At 61.1% G+C, this 16,514-nt stretch carries 8 protein-coding genes and 1 pseudogene; 3 read left to right on the forward strand and 6 right to left on the reverse strand.

Features of this window, described 5'->3' with window-relative positions; all coding sequences use genetic code 11:
- Window positions 1-17: 17 nt before the first annotated feature.
- The 4 genes and pseudogenes from mscK to FQ192_RS35030 form a co-directional block, all read right to left on the reverse strand.
- A complete protein-coding gene (mscK, locus tag FQ192_RS14480; protein WP_149659207.1) occupies window positions 18-3,398 on the reverse strand; it encodes a mechanosensitive channel MscK in 3,381 nt (1,126 codons plus the stop codon).
- Window positions 3,399-3,432: 34 nt separating this feature from the next.
- Window positions 3,433-5,175 carry a potassium/proton antiporter gene (locus tag FQ192_RS14485; RefSeq protein ID WP_149659208.1) on the reverse strand — a complete coding sequence of 581 codons (1,743 nt, stop codon included), beginning with the start codon at window positions 5,173-5,175 and terminating at the stop codon, window positions 3,433-3,435.
- Between the two features lie 296 nt (window positions 5,176-5,471).
- A complete protein-coding gene (locus tag FQ192_RS35025; RefSeq protein ID WP_371925560.1) occupies window positions 5,472-6,344 on the reverse strand; it encodes a methyl-accepting chemotaxis protein in 873 nt (290 codons plus the stop codon).
- Window positions 6,327-7,097, reverse strand: a pseudogene (locus FQ192_RS35030) (MCP four helix bundle domain-containing protein); the annotation flags it as partial. The gene FQ192_RS35025 and the pseudogene FQ192_RS35030, both read right to left, overlap by 18 nt.
- A 275-nt stretch (window positions 7,098-7,372) precedes the next feature.
- Between FQ192_RS35030 and FQ192_RS14495 the strand changes: the two are divergent.
- The 3 genes from FQ192_RS14495 to FQ192_RS14505 all read left to right on the forward strand — a co-directional run bounded on the left by FQ192_RS14495 (window position 7,373) and on the right by FQ192_RS14505 (window position 9,940).
- Window positions 7,373-7,603: a hypothetical protein gene (locus FQ192_RS14495; protein WP_008149645.1), complete on the forward strand. Its 231-nt coding sequence runs from the start codon at window positions 7,373-7,375 to the stop codon at window positions 7,601-7,603.
- Entirely contained in the window at window positions 7,600-7,902 is a 303-nt protein-coding gene (locus tag FQ192_RS14500; protein WP_123402505.1) for a cell division protein ZapA, read from the forward strand. The genes FQ192_RS14495 and FQ192_RS14500 overlap by 4 nt, the downstream gene beginning before the upstream one ends.
- A gap of 100 nt (window positions 7,903-8,002) precedes the next feature.
- Window positions 8,003-9,940, forward strand: coding sequence for a methyl-accepting chemotaxis protein (locus FQ192_RS14505; protein WP_149659210.1), 1,938 nt, complete (start codon window positions 8,003-8,005; stop codon window positions 9,938-9,940).
- 379 nt (window positions 9,941-10,319) lie between these two features.
- On the opposite strand, the gene FQ192_RS14510 is transcribed toward FQ192_RS14505, so the two are convergent.
- Window positions 10,320-12,122, reverse strand: coding sequence for an acyl-CoA dehydrogenase (locus tag FQ192_RS14510; RefSeq protein WP_149659211.1), 1,803 nt, complete (start codon window positions 12,120-12,122; stop codon window positions 10,320-10,322).
- Between the two features lie 166 nt (window positions 12,123-12,288).
- On the reverse strand, window positions 12,289-16,239 hold the full coding sequence (gene putA / locus FQ192_RS14515; protein ID WP_149659212.1) for a trifunctional transcriptional regulator/proline dehydrogenase/L-glutamate gamma-semialdehyde dehydrogenase: 3,951 nt from the start codon (window positions 16,237-16,239) through the stop codon (window positions 12,289-12,291).
- Window positions 16,240-16,514 lie beyond the last annotated feature (275 nt).

Genomic DNA, 16,514 nt, shown 5'->3' on the forward strand with positions numbered 1-16,514 from the left:
TGCTAGGGATAAGGCGGTTAGTCGAGTTTGGTCGGAGGCGGCTCTTGTTCCGGAACGTCGGGCGTGGACTCAAGGGGCGCGTCACGGGGCGCTTCGCGGGAGATGATGGTTTTGTTCTCTTCCTCGACCGGTACCAACTTGTATTCCTGGCCGTGAAGGTTCTTCAGGTACACCTCCATCTGCCGGAACGAGATGTTGATGTGCTGCTTCTTGAACTCGCGGTTGATGAAGCGGTTGACCTCATCGAGCACCGGGTTCCGGTCGCCGAGGTCGCGCACGTGCATGCGCAACTCGTGGTCGAGGGTGCTTTCGCCGAAGTTCAGGAAGTACACGTGGGGCTCGGGTTCCTTGAGCACTCGCGGGTTTTCCCGGGCGGCTTGCAGCAACAAGGCTTTGACCAGGTCCAGGTCCGAGCCGTAATCGACGCCGAGCTTGAGGGTCACCCGGGTGATGGTGTCGGTCAGGGACCAGTTGATCAGTTGCCCGGTGATGAACGTCTTGTTCGGGACAATGATGTCCTTTCGGTCGAAGTCGGTAATGGTCGTGGCACGAATGCGGATCTTGCTCACCGTGCCGGACAGGTTGCCAATGGTGATGGTGTCGCCGATCCGCACCGGGCGTTCGAACAGGATCATGATGCCGGAGATGAAGTTGGCGAAAATCTCCTGCATCCCGAAACCGATACCCAGCGAGAGCGCGGCCACCAGCCACTGCAATTTGTCCCAACTGACGCCGAGGGTGGACAGGGTGGAGACGAAACCAACACCGGCGATCACGTAGGACAGCAACGTGGTGGTGGCGTAGGCGCTGCCCTGGGCCAGGTTCAGCTTTGACAGCACCAACACTTCCAACAGCCCGGGCAAGTTGCGCGCCAGGGCGAAGGTGATGCCGATGATGATCAGCGCGCCGAGCAAGTCGCCGATGCTGATCGGCACCATGCTCAAGTTGGCGCCCGTGCCGCTGGTGTATTCGTAGAGGGTCACGTTGTCCAGGTACGAGAACACCGAGATCAGGTCCGACCAGACCCAATACAGCGCCGCGATGAAGCCGGCCAGCAGCGCCAGGCGGATCAGGCGCAGCGACTGTTCGTTGACCTTTTCGATGTCCAGCGTCGGCTCTTCGATCACCGCTTCGCCTTCGCCAGCCTCTTTCGCCGCCTGGCGTTTGGCCAGGGCACGCTGATACGCCAGGCGCCGCGCCGCCACACTCAGGCCGCGCACGAACGTGGCTTCGATCACCAGCCAGAACATCAGCAGGTACAAGGTGTTGATCAACCGGTCACTGAGTTTCAGCGCGGTGTAGTAGTAGCCGAAGCACACGGCGACGAACAGCGCGACCGGCAGGACGGTGAACATGATCCCCACGGCCTTGCGGAACAGCGACGCGCTCTCATGGGTCGGGCTGCTGATCAGCAAGCGACCGAGCAGCCAGGCCATCAACGCGTAACAGGTCAGCACCACCGGCATGCCCAGCACGTCATCGGCCAGTGCCGCCGGTTGCAATTCGGCGACGGCCACCACCGCAACCAGAGCCATCACGACCAGCCCGAGACGCCGGACCCAGCCTTGCAGGAATTCGACCTGGGGCTTTTCCCAGCGGAAATGCAATTCGGCCACGCCACCCGGCGCGAGGATCCGGTAGGCGGTGTAGAACACCAGCCAGGCCTGGCCCATTTGCAGGAGTGCCGCGCCCATATTGGCGTTCTGCCCACGGGCGTCGATCTGCAAGGCCAGGCCACACAAGGCCAGGCCCAGCGCCACCGGCATCGCCAGCAGGATATTGATCAGGATCGCCTGGGGCGTATGCCACTGGCTGTCACGCTTGAAGTGGCCGATGTCCTGGTGAACCTTGTTCAGGCGGGCATACAGACTCTTGCGTCGCCACAGCAGGGCACCAATCAGCAACACCAGGGGTAGGAACAGCAGCGGTCGCTGGAACAGGCCATCGCTCAATTCGCTCAGGCTCGAGGTCCATGGCAGCGTGGTGACTTGCCGTTGCAGACGCTCCGGCACGGCGTGCATCCATTCCAGGTCCAGCGGTTTGTTGCTGGGGATCCAGAACATCTGCTCGTCGAGGGTCGCCCGCAGGCTTTGCGCGGTGCTGAGCAATTGTTTCTGGTTGAGTTGCAGGGTGATCGATTCGTTGAGTACCGCGCTCAATTCCCGGTTCAGGCGTTCCAGCAGGTCGGCACGGGTATTGGCCAGCTCCAGCAGGTTCTTGCGTAACTGCGGGGTGACTTGCTCCGGCGGTTGGGTAGCCAGCAGGTTGTCGACATAGGTCGCCGGGTTGCTGAGCAGTTCGCGCTGTTGGCTGACTTCAAATTGATACAGACGAATGTCGGCGATCTGGTCCGCCAGGTCGCGGTCGAGCTTGAGGCGCGGCAGGGCCTGTTTCTGTTTATAGAGAATCTTCGACAGCAGCAGGCTGCCCTTGAGCACGTTGATCTGCTCGTCCAGGGCCGAATCGCTCTGGGTCACACTGTCCAGCTGTTGCTTGGTTTGCAGGTTTTGCTGGGTGACTTCGTTGAGGCGGTCGGTGCTTTTGAGCAGGTAGTCCGAGAGCTTGAGGTTGGCCGCGCTTTCGGTGGCCAGGAGGCTGCTGCTGCCGGACTTCTGCGCTTCGATGGACTGTTGGGTCACCGTCTCTTGGGACTGGGCCAGGCGCTTCTGGTTGATCAGGGTTTGCAGTTCCTGGATTTCCTGATCCTGGCGCGCGACTTTTTCCGAGAGCAAGTCGTGCTGGCTGTTGCCCAGATCCTGCAACTGGCTGTTGCCGGCCAGTTCCTGGCGGCGCAGCGGGATCAGCGCGTTGAGCGCCGCGAGTTCGGCGTTGAGCTGGTCACGCTGCTCGATGCTCAAGGCCTTGCCGTTGTCTTTGCCGGCCTTGAGGATGTTGTTGATCTGCTGGATACGCGTCTGGCTGCCGGCGATCTCCGCCTGGGCGCGCTCGGGGCGGGTCTGGGCGGTGATGATCAGGCTGTTGGCGTCGGCCAGGGCTTTTTGCAGATTGCCTTGTTGGGTGGAACGCTCGGTCAGCATCTGTTCGAGTTGCTGGATCGACGAATTGGCGTAGCGTTGCTCGATCGGCACGACCTTGGTGCCCTTGAGCCGGGCCAGTTCGCGCTGGTTTTCAATGTTCTGCTTGGGCGCCGTGGCCAATTGCTGCTTCAGATCGATCAGTTTCTGATCGTAATCGCGCTTGCTGTTGAGCTGGGTCAGCGTGCTCTGCAGGATGTTTTGCAGCGCCTTTTGATCGGCTTCCGGCAGTTTGCGCTCGGCGATCCGGTCCAGGCTGCCCTGCACGGCTTCGCTGGACGGCGGTTCCGCCGCTTGCAAGGTACCGATGGAGAGACTCAAGCCCAGCAGGGCAATGGCAAACAAAGAGCGCAGGGTTGGCATAGAGACCGATCGATCAGGTGAAAAGAATGGCAGTTTAGAGGAAGAGTCCGGGACCCGGGCGACTTCCTTCGGGGAATCTGACGCCCACTTTGCCGATCTTGTTCCCTTCCATGACCGCGACCGTCCAAATGGTGTTGTTCCACTCCACCTGGTCGCCCACGACCGGTGCACCGCCGACCTTCTGGGCAATGAAGCGGCCCAGGGACATGTCCGGATCGATGCCTTCGACTTTCAACCCGTACAGCGCAGCAACCGCGGCCAACTGGGCGTCTCCTTCGAGCACGAAGTCGCCGAAGAAACGCAAATCGAGGCCCCGTTGCGGCGCCTGGCTGAAGAGTTTTCCGAGGGCCGTCAAGTTGTGTTCATGGCCGATCACGCAGAGCAAATCGTCGACTTCCAGCACCGTACTACCCGACGGATGGAGCAGTTGCTGGCCACGAAACAGCGCCGCGATACGGGTGCCTTCGGGCATTTTCAGTTCACGAAGGGGCGAGCCGATGCACCATTTCTCGGCGCCGAGGCGGTAAACGAACAGCTCCCACTCGCTGGTGACGTGGACTTCCAGCGCCGAGCGGGAGATAGGTGCCGGCTCCGGTGGGACGGTTACCTTCAGCAGTTTGGCGACCCACGGCAGGCTTGTGCCCTGTACCAGCAGCGACACCAGCACGATAAAGAACGCGAGATTGAAATACAGCTGGGCGTGCGGCAGCCCGGCCATCAGCGGGAACACCGCCAGAATGATCGGCACCGCGCCGCGCAGGCCGACCCAGGAAATGAAGGCTTTTTCGCGACCATGGAAGGCTTTGAACGGCAGCAGGCCGACCATCACCGACAGCGGCCGCGCGAACAGGATCATCCACAGCGCCAGGCCCAAAGCGGGCAGGGCGATCGGCAGCAAGTCGTGGGGCGTGACCAGTAGGCCCAGCACCAGGAACATGCCGATCTGCGCCAGCCAGGCCATGCCGTCGAGCATGTGCAGAATGCCGTGGCGGCTGCGCACCGGGCGGTTGCCGATCACCAGCCCGCACAGGTAAACGGCGAGGAAGCCGCTGCCGTGCAAGGCGTTGGTCAGGGCGAACACCAGCAGGCCGCCGGCAATCACCAGGATCGGGTAGAGGCCGTTGGCCAGGTTGATGCGGTTCACCAGTTGCAGCATGACCCAGCCGCCGCCCAAACCGATCACGCCGCCGATGCCGAATTCACGCACCAGATGACCGAGCAGGCTCCAGTGCAGGCCGGTCTGGCCGCTGGCGAGCATGTCGATCAAGGTTACGGTGAGGAACACCGCCATCGGGTCGTTGCTGCCGGATTCGATTTCGAGGCTGGCGGTCACCCGTTCGTTCAGGCCCTTGCCGCCCAGCAGCGAAAACACCGCCGCGGCGTCGGTAGAGCCGACAATGGCGCCGATCAGCAAGCCCTGGATGATGTTCAGGTTGAACAGCCACGCTGCGGCCATGCCGGTCAGCCCGGTGGTGATCAACACCCCGACCGTGGCCAGCGACAGCGCCGGCCACAACGCCACGCGGAAACTGGAGACCCGGGTGCGCAAGCCACCGTCGAGCAGGATGACGGCCAACGCCAGGTTGCCGACCAGATAAGCCGTGGGGTAGTTATCGAAAATAATGCCGCCGCCGTCGACGCCAGCGGCCATGCCCACGGCCAGGATAATCACCAGAATCGGGATACCGAGGCGGGACGAAAGGGAACTCACCAGAATGCTTGCACCTACCAGCAACGCGCCGATCAAGAACAGGCTGTTGATGGTCGTCGCATTCAAAGGCAATACTCCAGAAAGCTGAAAGGCGGACAAACTGACCATGCAGTCTGCGTGCCAGCGATTCTAACCTGTTGAAATGTGATGCTGTCAAAAAGGTTTTAACGGTGTGGTGTCGATCGGTTCCACGCTCTGCGTGGGAATGCCTCAACGGACGCTCCGCGATCGGCTCTTGATGGGACGCGGAGCGTCCCGGGCTGCGTTCCTACGCAGAGCGTGGGGACGATCATCAAAAGATCGCAGTCCGGCGTACGTCCTGTAAGAGCTGCCGAAGGCTGCGATCTTTTGCTCTTGACGGATTACAGGCTAAACCGCCCAACCATGTTGTTCAGGTCCAGCGCCAACCGCGACAGTTCATTGCTCGCCGCACTGGTCTGATTCGCCCCGGTCGCCGATTGCACCGACAGATCGCGAATGTTTACCAGGTTGCGGTCAACCTCGCGAGCCACCTGCGCCTGCTCTTCGGCCGCGCTGGCGATCACCAGGTTGCGCTCGTTGATCTCGACAATCGCACTGTTGATCGTGTCCAGCGACATTCCGGCACCCCGGGCAATGTTCAACGTCGACTCGGCGCGCTCGGTGCTGTTGCGCATCGAATCCACCGCGTGTTCGGTGCCGCTCTGGATGCTGCCGATCATGCGTTCGATTTCGCTGGTGGACTGCTGGGTACGGTGCGCCAAGGCACGAACCTCATCCGCCACCACCGCAAAACCACGCCCGGCTTCACCGGCACGGGCCGCTTCGATCGCGGCGTTCAGGGCTAGCAAGTTGGTCTGGTCGGCCAAGCCACGAATCACGTCCAGCACTTTGCCGATGTCGCGGGATTCGTTGGCCAGATCGCCGATCAGGGTCGCGGTGCTCTGCACATCGGCGCTCATGCGTTCGATGGCGCTGACGGTTTCCTGCACCAGGTCACGGCCGTCACCGGCGGAAGTGGTGGCGTTTTTCGAGGCTTCGGACGTGCTCACCGCGTTGCGCGCGACTTCTTCCACGGCGCTGGTCATTTCATTGACTGCGGTGGCGGCCTGTTCGATTTCGTTGTTCTGCTGGGTCAGGCCACGGGCGCTTTCGTCGGTGACGCTGTTCAGCTCTTCAGCGGCGGAGGCCAATTGTGTGGCCGAGCCGGAAATCCGCTGCAGGGTGTCGCGCAGCTTGTCCTGCATTTTCGACATGGCCGCCAGCAAGCGACCGGCTTCGTCTTCGCCATCGACCGTAATCGGACGAGTCAGGTTGCCCTCAGCAATTTCTTCCGCAGCGCTCAAGGCGTTGGCGATTGGCTTGGTGATGCTGTTGGTCAGCAGCCAGGCGAACAGCAGGGTCAGGCCGGTGGCGATCACCAGCAGTGTGATCACCAGGTTGAACGACGACGAATACTGATCGCTCGCCCCTTGATCGGTCGCGGCAATCTGCTGGGTATTGATCTCCAGCAGCTTCGCCAGGGCATTGTTGACCGCCTCGGAGTTGGCCAGCAGTTCGGTGTTGAGCATGCTGCGCAACTCATCGATCTGGTTGTTGCGCGACAGGCTCTTCATCCGGTCTTCGAGTTGACGGTACTGCGCCAGCAACTGCACGTACTGATCATAAGCCGCACGTTCCTGCGGGCCGTCGATCAATGGTTCGTAAACCCGCTGGGCGTCGCGGATCTGCTGGTTACGCACCTCGAACAGGTCCATGGTTTTCTGCTGCACGTCCGGTTCGCGGTTGATCAGCAAACGGTAGGACAGCACGCGCAGGCGCAGGGTCAGTTGGGTGAACTCGTCCAGGCTTTTGATGCTCGGCACGCTGGCGTTGGCGATGTCTTCGCCGGCCGAGCGAATTTTGCTCATCTGGTTCAGGGCGAACACACCCAGAATCAGCATCAGGGCGCCAATCAGGGCAAAACCGAGGAACGCGCGCGGCGCGATATTCATATTACGAAGGGACATGGTGTTTACCGTGAAAGGCGCATCCGTGCGGGGCTGAGACTGCTGTATGAGTGACTTATCGGTTCTACGACTAAAGTCTTGAGCCCCTGCGCGTATTTGTCGCACGCGGGCTGCGGCGACGAAGTGCAGGAACCAGATCCGCCAATCACAGTCTTTAAAACTCGCGAGCAAGGTTGCCCGCCAGGAAAATCAAGGCCTTGCGCCCCAATAACCCTGGCATCCGTGGTGACTTTTCTTTATCGTACGCGCCCTTTGAAAAAGCTTGGAAAATCAAAATGTTGGAAGCATCCCTGAGTCAATTGGAACAACTGGTCAGCGACCTGGTGCAACAGAACCAGACTCTGCTCGGCACCAACCAGACCCTGAGCGCCGAACTGGCCCAGGCCAAGGATGAAAACGAAAGCCTGCAACTGAGCCTGATGGAACAGGAAGAGAAACAAGGCGCCACCGCCGCCCGCATCCAGGCCCTGGTCGAGCGCGTCAGCGCCGGCCCTGTCAGCGCATGAATCAGGGCGCCGCAGGGGTAAAAGTCGTCTCGATCCTGGGGGAGGACTATTCGATCAAGGCGCCGGCCGGGGAAGAGCAAACCCTGCTGGACGCCGCCATGATGTTGAAGGCTGCCCTGGCCGACACCAAACGCAAATATCCGACGTTGATCGGTGATCGTTTGCTGGTGCTGGCGGCGATGAATCTGTGCTCCCAGCAGATCGAAATGAAAAAGCAGCACCAGCAGGAACTCGACCGTTACCAAGAGCAAGTCAGCGCCACGGTTGAAGTAATCGCCAAGACGATCAATCAGGCCTGATCGGTTTGCGCACAACCAAAGAATAAAATTGTCGTTTGCGTTGTATACAATCGGCACGGCTGTTGCAGTGTTTCAGCCTCTTATTCTTTGGGGGTGCTCCATGCAGTTCTGGCGACGCAGTATTCAATGGCAGTTGATCCTGAGTATGGGCACCGCCCTGCTGGTCAGTATTCTGATCGTGGTTGGCGTTTATACCTTGGTGGTCAACCGTCTCGCCCAGAGCTATCTGGTCGAACAGGCGCTGCCGTCGAGCATCGAAGCGATGCGCAACGACATCGAACGCATCCTCGTGCAACCCCTCACCGCCGCCAAGGACATCGCCAGCAACAGCATGGTGCGCGACTGGTTGGCCGGGGGTGAAAACAGTGCCCAGACCGACACCTTCGTGAAGTACCTGGAAGGCATCCGCGCCGAGCACAAGGCCTTTACCGCACTGATCGTCGGCACCGCGTCCAACCACTACCTCACGGAAAAAGGCCTGGACCGCACCCTCAGCCGCTCCAACCCGAAAGACGCCTGGTTCTACACATTCCTCGACAGCAACCAGCCGCGCACCCTCAATATCGATAACGACACCGCGACCGGAGAATTGGCGCTGTTCATCGACCTCAAGGTCGAGCAGGCCGGTAAAGTCGTGGGCGTTGCGGGCTTGGGGCTGAGCATGAAAGAGCTGTCGGAGCTCATCCACAACTTCAACTTCGGAGCGCGCGGCAAGGTCTATCTCGTGCGTTCCGACGGTTTGATCCAGGTTCATCCCGAGGCGCAGTTCAGTGGCAAGCGCACGTTGGCCGAGCAAATTGGTGGCCCGGCGGCCCAAGCGGTGATGGGTCAAAAAGTTGCCACCAACAGCAGTTTTGTCCGCGATGGCGAAGATTTTCTGGCATTGAGCCTGCCGCTGCGGGATCTCGGATGGACCCTGGTGGCCGAAGTGCCTCAGTCGCAGATCTACGCCGAAGCCCGCCGCGCGATGTGGACCAGCAGCGCAATCGGTCTGGCGGTGGCGCTGGTGTGCCTGATGCTGGTGGTGTTGCTGGCCCGTGGCTTGGTGCGACCGATTCGTCAGGTAACAGCGGCACTGGTGGCCATCGGTAGCGGTGGTGGAGATTTGACCCACCGGTTAGATTCCAGCCACGCCGATGAACTGGGCGACCTGGCCCGGGGCTTCAACCGCTTCCTGGAAAGTCAGCGCGAGATGATCGGCGAAGTCTTGACCACCAGCGAACGTCTGCGCACCGCCGTCGGCCAAGTGGCGAAGGTGGTGGACAACACCGCCGAGCGTTCCGGGCGTCAGCAGGAAATGACCGACATGGTGGCCACCGCTGTCCACGAAATGGGCCTGACCGTGCAGGAAATTGCCCAGAACGCCGGCAACGCGGCAGTGGCATCGCAAAGCGCTCGCGATGAAGCGCTGCAGGCGCGGGAAGTGGTCGGTGGTTCGATCCGGCATATAGAAAGCATGTCCGATGAAATCGGTGTCGCGGCCACGGCGGTGGGCGAGTTGGCGCATCAGGTGGCGTCTATCGATCAAGTGCTGGCGGTGATTCGCGGGATTTCCGAGCAGACCAACCTGTTGGCGCTCAATGCTGCGATTGAAGCGGCGCGGGCCGGGGACATGGGGCGCGGCTTTGCGGTGGTGGCGGATGAAGTGCGCACGTTAGCCAGACGTACACAGTCGTCCACCGACGAGATCCAGCAGATGATCGGCAGCCTCAAGCAGGGCGCGGAAAACGCCGTGTCGTCGATGCATTCGGGGCAAGCCGCGACCGGCACCGGCGTCGAATCGAGCCAGCGTACCGGGACCTCGTTGACGGCGATTACCGGGCAGATCGAGCGCATCAGCGACATGAACCATCAGGTGGCGACGGCGACCGAAGAGCAGTCCGCCGTTACCGAAGAAATCAACCGCAACGTGCAGGGCATTTCCGACCTGGCACGGGCGACGGCGGGAGAGGTCAGGGCGTGTCGCGAGGATTGCCAGACGTTGCAGCGCTTGGCGGATGATTTGGCGCGGCAGATGGGTGGGTTCAAGTTGAGCTGACCCATCGTTCCCACGCCGAATGATCGTTCCCACGCTCCGCGTGGGAATGCCTCCTGTGACGCTCCGCGTCACGCTGTTAATGGGACGCGGAGCGTCCCGGGCTGCATTCCCACGCAGAGCGTGGGAACGATCGGTCGGTGTTTCCGACCTGGCACGGGCGACGGCGGGGGAGATCAGGGCGTGTCGCGAGGATTGTCAGACGTTGCAGCGGTTGGCGGATGATTTGGCGCGGCAGATGGGTGGGTTCAAACTCACCTGACTGATCGTTCCCACGCTCCGCGTGGGAATGCCTCCTGTGACGCTCTGCGTCACGCTTTTATGGGACGCGGAGCGTCCCGGGCTGCATTCCCACGCAGAGCGTGGGAACGATCGGCCGGTGTCAGAACCATTCATCCTGCATGCTCAGACACACATCATCCCGCGCCTCCAGAATCGCCAACTCATGGTGACAACCCGGCACTTCCCACGTCAGGAAATACCGCGCGGCCTGCAACTTGCCCTTATAGAAGCTCACATCCGCCGCATTACCCTTGGCCAGCCCTTCCTCGGCGCGAATCGCCTGCTCCAGCCAGCGCCAGCCAATCACCGTGTGACCGAACACTTTCAGGTACAGCGCCGAGTTCGCCAGGCTGCTGTTGACCTTGCCCTGGCCCAGATCCGTCAGCAGGCCGATGGTCACGGTTTGCAGGCGTGCAACCAGTTTCTCCAGCGGCTCGCGCAGTGGGGTCAGGGATTCGTGGGCTTGGGCGCGCTCGGCGGTGTGGGCGATCAGGCGAATCAATTGCTTGAGGCCGGCACCACCGTTTTGCGCGAGTTTGCGACCGAGCAAGTCCAGGGACTGTATGCCGTGGGTGCCTTCATGGATCGGGTTCAGCCGGTTGTCGCGGTAGTACTGCTCCACCGGGTATTCGCGGGTGTAGCCGTGGCCGCCGAGAATCTGGATCGCCAGTTCGTTGGCCTTCAGGCAAAACTCCGACGGCCAGGATTTGACGATCGGCGTGAGCAAATCCAGCAGTTCATGGGCCTGCTTGCGTGCGTCTTCGGTTTCAAGGGTGGTGGTGTCATCGAACAGCCGCGCCGCGTACAGCCCCAGGTCGAACGAACCTTCGACGTAGGCCTTTTGCGTCAGCAGCATACGTTTGACGTCCGCGTGCTGAATGATCGCCACCGGCGCGGTGTTCGGATCCTTGCTGTCCGGCACCCGGCCCTGCGGCCGCTCGCGGGCGTACTCCAGCGAGTACAGATACCCGGCGTAACCGAGCATCACCGCGCCCATGCCGACGCCGATCCGCGCCTCGTTCATCATCTGGAACATGTAGCTCAAACCGTGGTGCGGCTTGCCCACCAGATAGCCGACACACTCACCGTTATCGCCGAAGTTCAGCGCGGTGGAGGTCGTGCCGCGCCAGCCCATCTTGTGAAACAACCCGGCCAGCAACACGTCATTGCGCTGACCGAGGCTGCCGTCATCGTTGACCAGAAACTTGGGCACGATAAACAGCGAAATCCCCTTCACCCCGGCCGGTGCGTCCGGCAACTTGGCCAGCACCATGTGCACGATGTTTTCCGACAGCGGATGGTCGCCGCCGGAAATGAAGATCTTGTTGCCCTTGAGTCGATAAGTGCCGTCAGACGCCGGCTCGGCCCGTGTACGAATATCCGACAACGACGATCCGGCGTGGGGTTCGGTCAATGCCATGGTGCCGAAGAAGCGACCGTCGATCATCGGTTGCAGGAAGCGCTGCTTCTGTTCCTCGGTGCCGAAACTTTCGATCAGGTTGGCCGCGCCCATAGTCAGGAACGGATACGAGGTCGACGCCGCATTGGCGGATTGGAAGTGGGCAAAACAGGCTTGGGACAGCAGCGTAGGCAGTTGCATGCCGCCGGCGTCGAAACTTCGCGCGGCGTTGAGGAAACCAGCCTCGAGGAACGCATCCACCGCCGGTTTCACCTCAGGAATCAGAATCGCCTGACCGTTCTCATAGCGCGGCTCGTTCTCGTCGCCCTTACGATTGTGCGGGGCGAAGAACTTCTCGGCGATGTTGCGGGCGGTGCCGATGGCGGCGTCGAACGTCTCGCGATTGTGCTCGGCGAACCGCTCACGCTGGGTCAGGCCCTCGGCATCGAGGACTTCGTACAGCTCAAAAGCCAGATTGCGGGAACTGAGCAACGTCTCGGACATGTCGGCCTACCTTTAAAAAAGTATGCCGCAGTCTAGGTTGGCTTATAAAAATGGGGAAGGAAGATAGATGGGGGTGATGGGGCGGCACAAGTTACAAGCTTCAAGCTGCAGGTAAAAGCAATTTGCTTCTACTTGCAGCTTGCAGCTTATAACTTGCCGCTGCTGCTTAGCCGATGGTCATCAGGCTCGCATTACCACCCGCCGCAGCCGTGTTAACGCTCAACGCCCGCTCGATCACCAAGCGCTCCAGCGCAATGTTGGTCTCGCCCTGGGACAACCCGTGAACCCCGACAATCGCCCCGGCACGCTTTGCCACTTGCTGGCACACCGCACGCAACTGATCGGAATGGCCATGATGCAGGACCGCATCAAACACCACTTCGTCCTTGTTCCAGTCGGAAACCAGCTTGATCCGCGCCTGAACTTCCTTCGGCAAACGTGCGAACAAGGCCTTGGTCAAGTCAGCCTCCGGCCAGACCGCCGAACCGCCCACTGCCAATACCGCCGCCAGTTGCGTCAGCAGATCGCCTTCGACTTCCGCCAGGCACAGCACGTGTTCGCGCGGCAGGATGGCGTAGCTGTTGCGCTCGCCGGTCGGGCCAGCGAGGACGCGGGTGATCCCGCTTTGCGATTGCGCGGCGAACTGCACGCACAAGGTGCTCAGGTCGGCAAACTTGTGGCTGTCGGCCCAGGTTTGCAGGGCGGTCAGCGGCTTGCTCATGGCATCGCGCAAACGCACATCCGGTGCCGCGATAGCGTCACCGCGAGCGAAGGATTGTTCGATCGCATCCGTAGGACGGGTCGACAGCAGACGGTACAGGTACAGCGGGCCACCGGCCTTCGGACCAGTACCTGACAGGCCTTCGCCACCGAACGGCTGCACGCCAACCACGGCGCCAACGATGTTGCGGTTTACGTAGACGTTACCGGCATTGACGTTGTCGATCACCTTGGCGATGGTCTCGTCGATCCGGGTGTGCACGCCCAGGGTCAGGCCGTAGCCGGACGCATTGATCTGGCCGATCAGTTGATCGATGTCTTTGCGCTTGTAGCGAACCACGTGCAGCACCGGGCCGAAGATCTCCCGTTGCAGTTCGTCGAAGCTTTCCAGTTCAATCAGCGTCGGCATCACGAAGGTGCCGCGTTTGACTTCTTCGGCATCGGCGATAGCCACCTGGTACACGTTGCGACCTTTGTCGCGCATGGCCTGGATGTGCTTCTCGATGCCGGCCTTGGCCTCGGCGTCGATCACCGGGCCGATGTCCACGGACAGGCGCTCCGGGTTGCCGAGACGGCATTCAGCCATGGCGCCCTTGAGCATTTCGATGACACGGTCGGCGGAATCTTCCTGCAAGCACAACACACGCAGAGCCGAGCAACGTTGACCGGCACTGTCGAAGGCCGAGGACACCACGTCGATCACAACCTGTTCGGTCAGTGCCGACGAGTCGACGATCATCGCGTTCTGGCCGCCGGTTTCAGCGATCAGCGGAATCGGACGCCCCTGTGCATCCAGACGACCGGCGACGTTACGTTGCAGCAAGCGCGCGACTTCGGTCGAACCGGTGAACATCACGCCTTTAACCCGATCGTCACCCACCAGACGGGCGCCAACGGTTTCGCCACGGCCCGGCAGCAGTTGCAACACGCCTTCCGGAATACCGGCTTCGAGCAGCAAACGCACGGCTTGAGCCGCCACCAATGGGGTTTGTTCCGCAGGCTTGGCCAGTACCGGGTTGCCGGCGGCGAGGGCAGCAGCGACTTGGCCGCTGAAGATCGCCAGCGGGAAGTTCCACGGGCTGATGCAGACCACCGGACCCAATGGGCGGTGGGCGTCGTTGGTGAAATCGTTGCGTGCCTGCACCGCGTAATAACGCAGGAAGTCCACGGCTTCGCGCACTTCGGCGATGGCGTTGGCGAAGGTCTTGCCGGCTTCGCGAGCCAGCAGGCCCATCAGCGGCTGAATCTCGCCTTCCATCAGATCGGCGGCGCGTTCCAGGATCGCGGCGCGTTCGGCGGGCGGGGTGGCCTGCCAGATTGGGCCAGCATTCAGTGCGCACTGGATCGCGTTGTCGACGTCTTCGACGGTGGCTTCCTGGACATAGCCGACCACGTCACGCAGATCCGACGGGTTGAGCACCGGCGCCGGGGTTTCAGTGCTGGAAGCGCAACCGAGCATCGGCGCGGCTTTCCAGCTGTTATGCGCGGTGGCCAGCAGGGCGCAGGACAGCGAAGCCAGACGATGTTCGTTGGCCATGTCGATGCCGCTGGAGTTGGCGCGCTCGGCACCATAAAGGTCGCGGGGCAGCGGGATACGCGGGTGCGGCAGGCCGAAGCCGCCTTCCACCGTCGCCATCTGCTCGATGCTGGCCACGGGATCGGCCACCAACGCCTGGATCGAAATCGACTGATCGGCAATCTGGTTGACGAACGAAGTGTTTGCGCCGTTTTCCAGCAGGCGACGTACCAGGTACGCCAGCAGTGTTTCGTGAGTACCGACCGGTGCGTACACGCGGCACGGACGATTCAACTTGCCTTCGGAAACTTTGCCTACAACCTGTTCGTACAGCGGTTCACCCATGCCGTGCAGGCACTGGAACTCGTACTGGCCGGGGTAATAGTTCTGACCGGCGATGTGGTAAATGGCCGACAAGGTGTGGGCGTTGTGCGTGGCGAATTGCGGGTAGATGACTTCCGGCACCGACAGCAATTTGCGGGCGCAAGCGATGTAGGAAACGTCGGTGTACACCTTGCGGGTGTAGACCGGATAGCCTTCCAGGCCTTCGACTTGGGCGCGCTTGATTTCGCTGTCCCAGTACGCGCCTTTTACCAGGCGGATCATCAGGCGATGACGGCTGCGGCGAGCCAGGTCGATCACGTAATCGATCACGTACGGGCAACGCTTTTGATACGCCTGAATCACGAAACCGATGCCGTTCCAGCCGGTCAATTGCGGCTCGAAGCACAGGCGTTCGAGCAAATCCAGCGACAGCTCGAGGCGGTCGGCTTCTTCGGCGTCGATGTTCAGGCCGATGTCGTATTGCTTGGCCAGCAAAGTCAGCGACAGCAGGCGCGGGTACAACTCGTCCATCACACGCTCGTACTGCGCACGGCTGTAACGCGGGTGCAGGGCCGACAGTTTGATGGAAATGCCCGGGCCTTCATAAATCCCACGACCGTGGGAGGCTTTGCCGATCGAGTGGATGGCTTGTTCGTACGAGGCCAGGTACTTCTGCGCGTCGTGCTCGGTCAGTGCGGCTTCACCCAGCATGTCGTAGGAATAACGGAAGCCCTTGAATTCGAACTTGCTCGCATTGGCCAGGGCTTCGGCGATGGTTTCGCCGGTGACGAACTGCTCGCCCATCAGGCGCATGGCCATGTCGACGCCCTTGCGGATCATCGGCTCGCCGCTCTTGCCGATGATGCGGCTCAGGGACGAAGTCAGGCCGGTTTCGTTGTGGGTGGCGACCAGTTTGCCGGTCAGCAGCAAGCCCCAGGTGGCGGCGTTGACGAACAGCGACGGGCTGTTGCCCAAGTGTGGCTGCCAGTTACCGGTGCTGATCTTGTCGCGGATCAGTGCGTCACGGGTGCCTTTGTCCGGGATGCGCAGCAGCGCTTCGGCCAGGCACATCAGCGCCACGCCTTCCTGGGACGACAGGGAAAATTCCTGCAGCAAGCCCTGAACAATCCCGGCACGGCCGCCAGCGCTTTTCTGATTGCGCAGTTTGTCGGCAATCGAGGAGGCGAGTTTGTTGGTGGCTTCGGCCATTGCTGCTGGCAGGCGTGCCTGTTCGATCAGCATCGGCACCACTTCCGGCTCAGGGCGACGGTAAGCGGAAGTGATTGAAGCGCGCAGCACCGATTGCGGCAGGATGCTTTCAGCGAATTCGAGGAAGCACTGATGGGCGTGATCCGTTGGCGCATCGACGGCGTCGTCGGCATCCTTGGTCAAACCGCTCAGCTCGGTCAGGGTTGCACCACCCTCGAGTTTTTCCAGGTAATTGAAAATTGCCTGCTTGATCAGCCAGTGCGGCGTGCGATCAATCGAGGTCGCGGCAGCCTTGAGGCGCTCGCGGGTTGGGTCGTCAAGTTTGACCCCAAGGGTGGTGGTAGCCATATTTTTATCCTCATGTTTGCCACGACTGCGTGGCATCAGCTGGCGGCAAGATTAGCTCTGCGCTGGCAGAGGTGCAACCGGGTGCAACCCTTTTTTTGTCGGAATAATAAGCAGCTCGTCAGGAATTAAATTCCGGTACGAACGTGCCGCTTCTGCTTGGTGCTTTTGCTTCTAGTAAATGGCCAGGACTGCTCTAAAAAGGAGCAAAAACTAGGCTTTTTCACGAAAATCCGACTAGGTGCAACTTATTCTCAAGAAATGGGTTGCACCTCGTT

Origin of the sequence: Pseudomonas sp. ANT_J12 (assembly GCF_008370045.1) — a bacterium.
Taxonomy (GTDB): domain Bacteria; phylum Pseudomonadota; class Gammaproteobacteria; order Pseudomonadales; family Pseudomonadaceae; genus Aquipseudomonas.